Consider the following 11,243-nt stretch of genomic DNA (forward strand, 5'->3'; position numbering starts at 1 on the left):
CGTGTTGATTCTTATATTTGGAGTATCCCTTGAGTGCAATTGAAATCCCTTTAGAACGTCGTTATTGGTTAATTAGAGCGGGTACAAATAGTGGTGAGTATTACCAGCAGTTTAGACTCAATGGCGTTGTCGCAATAGGTCATGCCAATAATGTCAAGTTTGATTTTGAAGATGGGCATATCCTGAGTGAAGCTGACAAAGAGCATATGATCGGTGCAGCATCCGCTCGACTTCTTGAAAGCTCAAGCCAAAAGAAAAGGGGGGAAGTCGCTCGGCTCAAGGGGCAATTGCGCCGATTTTTGTATGAGGTGAACGAAGGGGATACAGTAATTTCACTTCAAGAGTCGAACAAAGTGATTGTTGGTGTCGTTACGTCCAAGCCATACTACGCTGACAGTGTTTTACACGGTCGTACTGGAGATAAAAAAGTTTGCGATTACAACTTACGAATGAATGTCAGTTGGGGGAAACCAAGAAATCGTGAGCTTCTACCAATGAACCTTGATAGAACTCTTAGAATTCCTCATACAATTACGGAATTCAAAGAAGCCCACCAAGTCAGAACCTTGAACCACTGGCTTTACCCAATACATTTTGCTGAAGGCGAAGTGCGTTGCTCACTAAGAATTGCTTCAGAAGAAGACCTATCGAATCATCAGCTAACATTTCTATCACAAACGCTCGACCGTTTGGATGCCCTCTCCAGCTTCGTTGAATACGCAAGCCAAAATGAGATAGACTTTAACCTAGAGAAGTTTAATGAGTACCTTCGTTCAGAAGATGTTCAGTATGGCTTAAAAGCTCAGCATTTGTTTATGTCTCCTGGCTATCAGTTCATTCAGCTTTCAGGTTCAGAACTGAAGCGCTTAATGTTTGCCTCTTTGTTAGCCATAGCATTTGATAGTGCGGATGTTTCAGCTATGGATCTTCCTGAAGGTGTTTCCGAAGAACAAATTTTAGCATTGGCGAATCAAATAACTAGAGAAAATGGTATCGCGTCGGTTAAAAGCGATCTAAAAGTTTCTCTTCCTAAGAAAGAAAGCTCCGGTAGAGAAAGTGAGGAAGAAATGGGGATAAGCCTAGAGGACAATTCTGCTGATTCAGACCCTGTAGATGGTTCAATACTATAATGTTATTAGGTTTTTATGAGTTATTGGGTAAGCATATCTAGTATGTTTAGTGTTATTGCAAATTCATTTAGATGGATTTTAAGTAATTCAGAGAAATTGCATTATCTAATGCTTAGCATTGCATTGATATGTGGTGGTGTTTGGACGTTTTATACATTTGATGTTCTTCACCAAAGGGATAAAGCCGCAGCTGAACTAAAAGAGCTTCAAGATAGAATTAAAGGCACTAACGCCAGTAATATTCAGATAAGCCCATCCTCATTTGAATTAGATAATGGGAACTTTGGTTTAATAGTTAATGTAAATGTTCAAAATACAGGGACAAGAGACGTAATGATAGATTGGAGTGGTGAGGATACACCATTATCCGTCTACAAAATCAGAATTGAACATGGGGATAAGTTGTTTTTTGAGAAGCTATTTCTTCCTAAAATATATGCTCCATTTGACCCCGTAGAGCAGAAGAAAGAGCATTATAAAAGCTTATATCTGTTGGTTGGTGCAAAAAAAGAGCTATCGTTTTATGTCGAGCTTCCTGATAAGGGAATGTACTACATAACTTTTAATGCTAAAACTGATGACAAGTTAGCGGCCGAAATTAAAGATAAATCTGGTAGTACAGGAGAGTGGTTCTCATCTAAGTACATAAGTATTGAACCAGAGAAACAGCCAGCATTTGAAAACTACATAAAAGCAAAGCATGTATTTGCCAAATAATTTGAAAGCGGCTAGAGGCCGCTTTCTTTTTCTATGATACTTTTACTTAGCTTTACAGCTCTATTCTCGCGACCTTTCCCAAAGTGCAGCATCCTGTGGCAGTTAGGGCAGATACCAGCACAGTTTTCCACGGTGTCCGCACCGTCGTCTACTAGTGGGACGATGTGATGAACCTCTAAGAATGGCCTACCTTCTTCAGTCTCAAATGGTGCTTTTTGGTTACAGCACTCGCATATGCCGTTTGCACGGTTGAGTACCCAGGCTTTTACTTCTGGCGAGCGAGCATAACTGGTTGTGGTAGTTGTACTTGTCTTGGGCTTTGAATCACCTTTAGGCTTCTCTAGGTTTTGCTTTTTGGATGATTCCCTTACCTTAGCTTCAAAGGAGGCCTTACCTTCGAAGGGCTTACTTTCGATAGAAGCAATAAGATGTTCAATTTGTTCAACTTGGTCAGGAGTTATGTTTCTTCTTGGCTTTAAGCCAGTTACCCATGAACGTTCAAGTAGTTCGAAAACATACGAGATATTCTGCATTCGAAACTCATAAGCAGTCTCTTTTCGCTTATGTCTGCTGTTTAGATCACGGTATATTTGGGCTTTATTAAATTTTTCTCCCCTACGCTCGAGCTCCGACATACGCAGATATTCTCGAACAGAGTCTTCCATCTCGTAGTCAGACCATGGGCTGCCTTCTTTTAGCCTAATTTCGAACCCTAGTCGCTCCAAGGTTAAAAAGTTTGGACTGGTTAAGCCAGCGGAGAAGTATGAAGACTTAATTTCTACACCAAGCATTTCTCCCATTGCCATGCCAAAGATAGCCTTAGGTGGGTAGTGTTCTCCATCAACGATTAAATCGTATGTCGTTGAATCTTTATATGTTGGGGCGGTTTCATTGGCTTCTTTGTACTTTTGTATCGCATTCTGAACATGCTCATTGGTTAGCGAATCCGCCAAGCTTTTTAGGCGGGAAATTTGACCCGCTTTATTGAACGTAATACCTTCAGACAATTACTTCTTCTCCATCACCAACGCCACACGCCCAACAACCTTAACTTCATCTTCTTCAACCGTCAGGGTTGAACCATTAAAGCTGATCGCTAGCTTCTTGCCTGGTAAACGTTGTATTTCGTTGAGAGAGAGTAGGCCGTCCATATCAACTAGATATGTGCCGCTTACTGCCTGACTAGACTCTTTGTTTACGAGATAGATAACAGATTCGCCTTTTAATGCCAGTACATTTACAACACCAAGTTCCTCGAGCATCGCCTTATCTAAAGATAGTGTGCCTTGATTAACTAGTTTACCTTCCTCTATTTGAAAACAATCGGCATCAAAAATTTGCTTAGCTTCGTTTTTCTTTGAAATATGAGAGTGCTCATTTGGGCTTTCATATGGCTCGCCCTGACCGAGTGTAAGCCATTTTATAGAGATGCCTGTTTCCAAATGCAATCGAATTACAATTTCGTAAGGGACTAAGTTTCTATGTCGCCATGTGCCAACGGTTGATTTAGGTAAACCAAAGGCATCAGCCAATGCTTGGTTAGAACTGGTATTTGTGGCTTGCATCAACCTTTCGATAACTTCTTTCCCACCAACATACTCCGGCGGTCGAATTGGGAATTGACAAGATTCCATATGCGATCAATAATTCCAAATGAAATCGGGTGCGAGCTGCAACTCAATCACCCGAAATTAAACAATCAATAACTTACAAGGATAGCATTATGCTTTCATATCAAGTAGTCCTAAATACGCCTTTCATGACCTATGACCAATACTCGCAGTTCTCTGGTATGCCTAAGCGCACCATTATGGACTGGGTTTCTGACGGTCGCCTGCCTATCAAAGCCAAGTCTAAACCTAAAGAAACGCCGCTAATCAACATGGTTGCTTTGCTAGAAATGGCAACACGTGAAGCAATGCAAAACCTCGGCTAAATAACGGTTTCTAAACCTTGGTTGGTTTTTCATTTTCATCTCCTTGGTATGCAAATGAGTATTGGATATGAACGAAAGTGACTCAATGTGCGAATTTATTGGCACGAAACAAGTGGCATTTAACGAAGCGTGTTGTGCATTTGCGAAGTCTGAGAATATGACCAAGCTGGCAGAAGGCATAGGTATGAGCCCAACAATGCTTCGCAACAAGCTCAACCCAGAGCAACCTCATGTCTTAACGTGTGTAGAGCTAATCGCGATTACTAAAGCCAGTGGCAATCACACCATAGTAAACAGCCTGCTTCTTGGGTTGGGTGTTGTTACCGCTCACATACCGCTTGATGCAACTGAAGAAACCTTTATCAAACGTGCACTAGAGAACTCGATTCACTCGGGTGACCTGTCTCAAATGGCGTTAGACCAAGCCGGAAACGTACGCTTAAGCCGCACAACCAAACACAACATTATTCAGAAGGCTCAAGCCAGCATTGGCAACCTTGTGCTTTTGATTAGTGATCTCGAAGAACGCACTAAAGGCGTGTCTCCCTTTTTAGCTATGGGAGTGGATTTTGTTGCCAACGGTGCGCCGGTCCCCGGACTGAGTTAACTGAAGAAAACAGAAAGGAAGTTTCAACATGATTACGATTGAGCTCAACACTCTGGAAGAAGCTTTACACCTACAGAACGTCGCTGCACTAAACGTCACCAAGTACCAAGAGAACCCTGTCGAGGGGCAAGAGCGCCAGCAAAACTTGAACATTCGCCTGTGGCAAAACATTGGCCGTCAAGCAGGGCTAGCAATGAAGGCATTAGGCGCGCGTTCGGAGAGTGCCTCATGCAATACGTAGCTATCCGATTGTTTGGTGATGGTGCCATGAAGCGCCACGAACAAACTCAAGAGCCAGAAACAACGGCTATTGGTGATTTCGATTCATTAGACGATGCCGTAAGCCAAGCCTGCGAACAGCTCAAATGTAATCACGTTCGCCACGGAGTATTAAGCGAAGGTGAGGGGAAGGGCGGTTTTATCGTCGTAGACACACAGGAGTTTGCTGAGATATGAGTGTATCCCTAATTCATCCTAGTGAAAGGTGCCTACCTGCCAAAGACTTTTGCACGATAGCTAGAGCCTTAGACAGTGTGGTTCATCATCCTCCTTGTGTATTCATAAAGTTAGACGCTAAGGGCAACTTCTTAGGTTGGGCAATATCGGTATTTAGCCAAGCCCACCGAGAAGCCATCTACTTAGTTTCTCAAGGCAATGAGCTTGAACTATTTCCAGATGTTCATGAAGCCATGTTGTTTTTGAATGCAGAAGGCATCTTTACGTTCAATGTTAGCTCTGCTGGGTGAGGTGAGAATGAGTGAAGATATTGACTTCAGACCTGCGGTATCTATCTACGATGATGGCATTATTGCGACGTCACCTAGTCATTTGCCTTGCCCTGATATGCCGGCACTTGAAAGTTATGATCCGAGTAAAACGCAGCGGGCTCAATTTCTACTATCTAAGCTACGTGAAAAACACGGTATCAAAAAACGAACTAAACCTACTCAAAGACCCATGAACTACATGTGTACAGCTCAAGGTTGTATCGAGTCATGGGGATCGGTAAGTAATGCGAGCCGGGAGGAGGGGCATTGACCAATGAAAGAAAGTGAGTTGTTGTATGTTGCAGGGGCAGTAATGCCCCTGGACAGAATCAAGCAAAATGACGCCAGCCATCGAGCTGGTTTTTTAGGTTCCAAAATTCACTCAGACCAGGAGCAAGCGCTACTCGATAGTGGTTTAGTTAAGAAGATTCCTGTTTATGATCGAGTATCAAACCGATTATCCAAGCGCGAACGCGATGTAAATGTTCGAACTGATTTCTACAAAGCGAAGAATTATCGCTCAAAACACGACCGCGAAGCGGCGGCGAGAATCGCCGAAAGACTTAGTCTAGTCAAAGGCCGCAAAAGTCCGACAAAGAAATTTCGCGATCGGAAAGAGCGCCAAATTAAGAGAATCAGGACTCTGAACAAGTCTCTTAGAGCCAAGTCAGTGCTCAATTCTCCCGAGGCTTACTTCAACCATTCTGCACTGTATGAGACTACTGAGCGATCCAAACCAGCTGTGTTGAATGAGAATGGGCGGCGAGCGAGAGGAGAAACGAGCAGAATACCTATTTCAATGCAGTTGATGCATCGTGCTTGGAACGATACATACAAGTTTCAGGCAATAACAGAGACGCCCTCAAGTGCAGCGCCAACTGCCAATGTGGGCGAGCGGTTTTCAGAGAAGTTAACTTCTCGATCCGTGAGTAAGATTTTTGAAGCGGGTGCTTATACTGCTGCCTGTCACGGTGGCTTTTCCACGTTCCTGACCCTAACGTTTACTAAAGCTAAGCGTCTGGCCATGTTTGGAGGAATGCTCGATGAAGACGAGTGCCGTTCAATGGGAGCTAACCATCCAATTGCTTATAGGCGGAACATGGTGACTGCTCATCCGCGTGCTCTGGAGAAAAAAATCTGGCACCCAATAACGGATATCGGTGGTGAGTATTGGACGGTGCCAACCAAAGATAACCCCTTACCAAGAAAGATGAATCCAGATGGAGTAATCGCCGGAGCATACTGCGATTTGAAGCAGAAACCTGAGCAGGAATTTACCATGGAAAAAACTCTAGAGACGACGATTGGGCATGAGGTTTCAAGGTTTCTAGATGCAGCTAAGAAAATGTACCAAAGAGGTTGGCTTGCAGACCATACGGTTCGAACTGATCCTGAGTCAGGTCAGAAGTATTGCGATCTAACTAAAGAGAAAGTACCAAAGTACGTTCAACCTAATGACATGGGACCGATGAACACACCGGCAGACTTTCACTACATTTGGGTAGCTGAGTGTCCGGCCAATGAGGATGGCGAACCAAATCCTCACGTGCATTTGTTACTCCGGTGGACCGTACCAGAGCATCTGTTTAGTTCCTGGTCGAAACGACTTGAGAAAATATGGGGGCACGGATTCGCAAAGCTCGAGAGAATTAAAAAACCTAAAGCTGCAGGCTCATACATCATCAAGGCAGTTGGCTATGCAGCAAAAGGTGCCAATGAGAGCCAAGGGTTAATTAAAGGAAATCGGTATGCGATTGCTAAATGCTCGAGAGCTCCTGCTTGGGAAACGTTAGCAAGTTTTGAAGCCGACAACATGACAGCAATCATAAAAGAGTTGGGGTACAAGCTTGAGCAATGGAAGAAGCCGATTAAAAGACAAGTGCGGAAACTTCAGGCGGCCAAAGCTCAAACCATTAAAGCTAAGTCGATTGCTATTAAACAAAACAAACCTGAGGAGTACCAGAACCGCTTATACAATCGAATCATACGATTAGAAAAGCAAGCCGAGAAGCTTCACCAAGTAATTCAAGAGCGGGGAGTGCATGCCAGTTCAAACAATAGGTTCTGCATTACATTCGAAGGTAAGGATGCGAGACAAAAGGTAGATAAGTTTATGCTCTGGGCTGCTGGTGCTCGAGGTTGGCCGATGGAATGTCGCGATATTGATATTAGTGATATCAAAAGTAATGCCGACGGAAAATATCAATATGAATACCAGCGCTTTGTTGATAAAAAGTACTATTGGAAGAGTGTTCTGTCCTCGACAGTACCAATACCAGAATCAAGTGATAGAGAACGAGATTATTGGCTTAGTAAATATGCAGAGTATGCCGAGGGACAAGCCTTCCTCAAGGAATATACGTCAAAAAACAACGTAGTCATGGAGTGAATTTTTATGTTCAAAAAAAAAACAAGGTTTAAAAAGGGCAGTGGTTACTCATTTTCTGAAGCAAAAAAAGTAGAAGATAAGGCATCATCATTAAATCGTAGACTAATTGATTTCGCTGATTGGATTGACAACTTACACTTGGTTAGGATTTTCGCATCTCTCTCGAGCTTTTTGCTTTTGATCGCTTTGTTTACATTCGTAAATGATTTAGATGATAAGCAAATCAGTCAAATTAACTCAGCTTGGCAACTGTTACATAATGACAAACCTGGTTCTTCAGGTGAGCGCGAAGCGTTAGAGTATCTTAATAGTCAGAAGTGCTTCGGTCTGTGCTGGAAAGAAAGGGTCGACTTGACTTATGTTGACCTTGCATCCAAAGAAAACAAGGCATATTTAAAAGACATTAACTTAAAGAATGCTAACTTGTATCAGGCAAAACTAAATAGCGCTATTTTAGTTTCTGCTAACTTTCAAAATGCAAGTTTAATTTCGTCCGAATTCGATGATGCTGAACTGGTCCTTGCTAACTTCGACAATACAGTTTTATATGATAGTTCGTTCGTGAATTCTAAGTCAGCAGTCGCCACATTTCTGAATGCAAGGATTTATGAGACAAGTTTCAATGGGGCAATCCTTCCATATTCAGATTTTCGTGGTGCAACGATACTTGAGGACACTGACTTTTCCAATGCGAATTTATCTAGAGCAGATTTTACCAAGGTTACATTTCTACGTGTTGTTGATGAAAAAGCTTTTAAGAAGCTAATGTTTCAACTGATCATGTCTAGTGATTTAAGCGAGAGCGACCTGGAACAAAATCTCTTTGAGCCATTGCCGGTAGCTCAGGTTTGCAAAATGTTATCAAAGGCAGAGAATTGGGAAGAGTCTTACCGGGATTCCAAATATAGCTGTAATAAAGCTATCCCTGATTACTCTAACAAGGACTCTATGTCGGACATTGAAAAAGTTTTGGATTCGTTAGGTCTGATGATTGATCTAAACGCTGACCCTTCTGCACCTGTTTACTAGTTTTGGCTCAAAGGTTGTAATTCTAGGTTTGATTAAAGCAGTTCTAAATACTCATTACTAATTACATATGTCGGCTAGGCTACGTTCCAATAAATCTCATTTAAGGAGGGCAGGCAACTACCTAACAAAGTTGATCGAGGAATTTCACTGATACTACCAACTCCTTATTCAGTGACATAGACATCAAAACGCAGGTAGAAACCTGTATGAATATACAGTATATTTTGGGTGTCATTGGTAAGGATATTGATATGTCTAATAAAAAACAGCTTTTCCAGCAAGCACTGGAGCTAATTCTCGACGGGGTCGCATTGAGTACGAACGGTGAAAACCGCGCCCAAGCAGGTGCTTACTTAATGGGATTAGTTGTTGCTGACAATCAAGGTGAACTTGATAGCGAGAAAGTGGAAGCCATCAAGGCCATTATCGAAATGGCTGACGAAGTCGAAAGCCCGCAGTTTAGGCTATAGGCGCAATTACTGAAAAGGAGTTGCCATGTTAATCACTTGCCCCAAATGCGAAAGCAAAGCCCGCATTGCTACATCCAGAGCGATGAGTAAAGAAACTCGTGAAGCTTACTGCCAGTGCCTCAACCTAAATTGTGGCACAGTCTTTGTCACTTACACATCCGTTCACCGCATCATCGAACCTAGTGGTGATAAACCTGATCCAAAGCTCCAACCTGAACTTTGTAAGGGAGATTTGGATCAGCTGGAGATCTTTGGCTAATAAAATAATGTTCCTACTTGCTTCGGGCTTTAGCTGTTTGAACGTCCTATTTTACATTGACGGTTATGGTCGAGCCAAAGGATGGAGAGTATGAGGCATCTATAGCTGAAGCTCTTGTAAGTGTAACTTCACTAATATTTTTTAGTGCGGCTTTCATTACCGTTTCCTGATTATCGAAGTCACCCAATGCCTGTCTTACTTCTATGAACTCTTCATTAGAAATGTAATCATTTAGAACCGCCTTGAAGGTAGATTCATTGAGAGGATTGTTTTCTATCTTTTGAATTGCAGATTTTGTTTCGTCGACAATAAGTTGGTATTCAGCTGAGGCGTATGGGCTTTTTGAGTAGAGTCTCTTGATTTCTACTAGAGCGTCTATCGGTAGTGAATCCACCATTTCTTTCGCGTCACCTAACGCGTTGTTAACCACATGAAGATATTCTGTTTTCGTTGGTGATTCTTTTGCTTTCCAGTAGAGGCCAAAGTACTGCTTGTTTGATAAACCTGAACGGCCCAGAGCAACAGCGATTTCAGTCATAGTTTTATTAGCTTCTTCTCTGTTAGTGATAGATTCATTTGCAACAAATTCAGTACTCTTAATAGCATCACGAACCAACCTTCTAATTTGGCTGTCACTGCATAACCTTGAATAACTTTCAAGAAGCGTATACGCGTCTATGAAGTTTGTAGGGGCTCTATTGCTAATTTCTGACTCAGCAGTATTCATGGCGTTTTTTACAAGGTCTACAATTACGTCACTATCAGGTCCCAATAGATAGTGGTTTCGATATAGGTCAATGCTAGAGTTAACAGCAGCTGCTCCTAAAGCTAGTTTTGAGAAATTGTCTTGATCTACACCATTTAGCCCCATGATACCTGTAGCGAGAATAACTAGGACTCCGAGCTCATTCTGACCAAACGTAGTGTCGTTTTCACTAGCTACTAAATAATCTAAATGTTCGAAGCATACGCTTCTTGATAGAGCTACGCCTTTTTCTAGGTACTTCAATGCCATTGCGGTATTGTTTGGGTTGGAAGAAGATAGAGCATACTCCTCAAAATAGCCTGTAGTTTCTTCTGTGACATTATTGAGCAAGTGGTTCTTATTGGCGAACTCGGAAGAGGTAGACTTGCTAGTACATGCAATCAAAAAATTTGGAAGTAAAATTCCTAGTATTATAATTCTGAGTCTCATTATGTTTAGTCCTTCTGACGCTTACACTAAATATCAGCTAACTCTATTCCTATCTCGGCTGTTATTTTTAAATACGAAAGCCATGCCTCAGTAGAAAAAAGGCTTCCTTCAATATTTAGTACGTTGAAGGCTTCTTTTACTACGAGTTTCGTTTCAGGTCCCCAAACACCATCTCGACCAAGTTGAAAACCATGAATGTAGAACAATGAGTTTTGGAGATATTCGACCCTTGATTTGGACATTTTCTCAAACTTAACTTTTGAGCCTAGATCAATGTGGAAGTGATCTCTATGTGCGGTGTTGTAGCTATAGGATAGGACTGTTCCAAAGTATTGCCTTAGTACTGATTCAACAGCAAGATATAGGTGAGGTTTTTGTGGATATTGAATCGCAATAAGGGACGTGTTCTTCCAAAAAATTCCATCTAAGTCGAATGCCTCACCTTTGCCGTGGAATCCTGGTTTGCTGACATATGCTCCAGCAGAGGCGATTACTTGCGGTAGACCCAGTTTGCTGTGCGTTTGAGCGAAAATCTCTGTAAAACAAGCGTCAAGTAGCGCGATCATTTGATTGGTTGCTCTTGGTTTAAAAGGTTTCCCTCTGCTTCCATAACCAAGCCCACTACTTTCATCATACCTGTCATAATGTACTGGGACACCTCCCAAATGAGAAAATACCTGTAAATTCATATTATTTTCCTAATCTAGCCAACATCAATATCTATGTGATTTCTAATTGCTTTTT

16 protein-coding genes are annotated in these 11,243 nt (G+C 42.1%); 12 read left to right on the plus strand and 4 right to left on the minus strand.

Annotated elements, in window-relative coordinates:
• Window positions 1-29: 29 nt before the first annotated feature.
• The gene (locus ELZ11_RS08410) at window positions 30-1,130 is read left to right on the plus strand and encodes a hypothetical protein (RefSeq protein WP_137356930.1); all 1,101 of its coding nucleotides are present in this window, start codon (window positions 30-32) and stop codon (window positions 1,128-1,130) included.
• A 42-nt stretch (window positions 1,131-1,172) separates the two neighbouring features.
• A complete protein-coding gene (locus ELZ11_RS08415; RefSeq protein ID WP_137356931.1) occupies window positions 1,173-1,847 on the plus strand; it encodes a hypothetical protein in 675 nt (224 codons plus the stop codon).
• 11 nt (window positions 1,848-1,858) lie between these two features.
• Here ELZ11_RS08415 and ELZ11_RS08420 read toward each other — a convergent pair whose 3' ends face one another.
• Complete coding sequence (locus ELZ11_RS08420) at window positions 1,859-2,854, minus strand: HNH endonuclease (RefSeq protein WP_137356932.1); 996 nt, start codon at window positions 2,852-2,854, stop codon at window positions 1,859-1,861.
• Entirely contained in the window at window positions 2,855-3,481 is a 627-nt protein-coding gene (locus ELZ11_RS08425) for a phage repressor protein CI (RefSeq protein ID WP_137356933.1), read from the minus strand.
• A gap of 89 nt (window positions 3,482-3,570) precedes the next feature.
• On the opposite strand from ELZ11_RS08425, the gene ELZ11_RS08430 reads away from it, so the two are divergent.
• The 10 genes from ELZ11_RS08430 to ELZ11_RS08475 all read left to right on the plus strand — a co-directional run bounded on the left by ELZ11_RS08430 (window position 3,571) and on the right by ELZ11_RS08475 (window position 9,304).
• Window positions 3,571-3,783: a hypothetical protein gene (locus ELZ11_RS08430; RefSeq protein ID WP_019275486.1), complete on the plus strand. Its 213-nt coding sequence runs from the start codon at window positions 3,571-3,573 to the stop codon at window positions 3,781-3,783.
• A gap of 67 nt (window positions 3,784-3,850) precedes the next feature.
• Window positions 3,851-4,390: a phage regulatory CII family protein gene (locus ELZ11_RS08435; RefSeq protein WP_137356934.1), complete on the plus strand. Its 540-nt coding sequence runs from the start codon at window positions 3,851-3,853 to the stop codon at window positions 4,388-4,390.
• A gap of 28 nt (window positions 4,391-4,418) precedes the next feature.
• Window positions 4,419-4,631 (plus strand): hypothetical protein, encoded by a 213-nt coding sequence (locus ELZ11_RS08440; protein WP_137356935.1) that lies wholly within the window; start codon window positions 4,419-4,421, stop codon window positions 4,629-4,631.
• Entirely contained in the window at window positions 4,619-4,846 is a 228-nt protein-coding gene (locus tag ELZ11_RS08445) for a hypothetical protein (protein WP_137356936.1), read from the plus strand. Before ELZ11_RS08440 ends, ELZ11_RS08445 begins: the two co-directional genes overlap by 13 nt.
• Complete coding sequence (locus ELZ11_RS08450) at window positions 4,843-5,136, plus strand: hypothetical protein (protein WP_137356937.1); 294 nt, start codon at window positions 4,843-4,845, stop codon at window positions 5,134-5,136. The genes ELZ11_RS08445 and ELZ11_RS08450 overlap by 4 nt, the downstream gene beginning before the upstream one ends.
• 7 nt (window positions 5,137-5,143) lie before the next feature.
• The gene (locus tag ELZ11_RS08455) at window positions 5,144-5,428 is read left to right on the plus strand and encodes a hypothetical protein (RefSeq protein WP_137356938.1); all 285 of its coding nucleotides are present in this window, start codon (window positions 5,144-5,146) and stop codon (window positions 5,426-5,428) included.
• A gap of 3 nt (window positions 5,429-5,431) precedes the next feature.
• Entirely contained in the window at window positions 5,432-7,546 is a 2,115-nt protein-coding gene (locus ELZ11_RS08460) for a rolling circle replication-associated protein (RefSeq protein ID WP_137356939.1), read from the plus strand.
• Between the two features lie 6 nt (window positions 7,547-7,552).
• Window positions 7,553-8,575, plus strand: coding sequence for a pentapeptide repeat-containing protein (locus ELZ11_RS08465; protein ID WP_137356940.1), 1,023 nt, complete (start codon window positions 7,553-7,555; stop codon window positions 8,573-8,575).
• 251 nt (window positions 8,576-8,826) lie between these two features.
• Window positions 8,827-9,045, plus strand: coding sequence for a hypothetical protein (locus tag ELZ11_RS08470; protein WP_031342464.1), 219 nt, complete (start codon window positions 8,827-8,829; stop codon window positions 9,043-9,045).
• Window positions 9,046-9,070: 25 nt separating this feature from the next.
• On the plus strand, window positions 9,071-9,304 hold the full coding sequence (locus tag ELZ11_RS08475) for an ogr/Delta-like zinc finger family protein (RefSeq protein ID WP_137356941.1): 234 nt from the start codon (window positions 9,071-9,073) through the stop codon (window positions 9,302-9,304).
• A gap of 46 nt (window positions 9,305-9,350) precedes the next feature.
• Here ELZ11_RS08475 and ELZ11_RS08480 read toward each other — a convergent pair whose 3' ends face one another.
• Complete coding sequence (locus ELZ11_RS08480) at window positions 9,351-10,499, minus strand: hypothetical protein (protein ID WP_137356942.1); 1,149 nt, start codon at window positions 10,497-10,499, stop codon at window positions 9,351-9,353.
• 26 nt (window positions 10,500-10,525) lie between these two features.
• Window positions 10,526-11,188, minus strand: coding sequence for an extensin family protein (locus ELZ11_RS08485; protein ID WP_137356943.1), 663 nt, complete (start codon window positions 11,186-11,188; stop codon window positions 10,526-10,528).
• Between the last annotated feature and the right edge of the window lie 55 nt (window positions 11,189-11,243).

The organism is Vibrio profundi (assembly GCF_005281835.1).
Classification (GTDB): Bacteria; Pseudomonadota; Gammaproteobacteria; order Enterobacterales; family Vibrionaceae; genus Vibrio; species Vibrio profundi.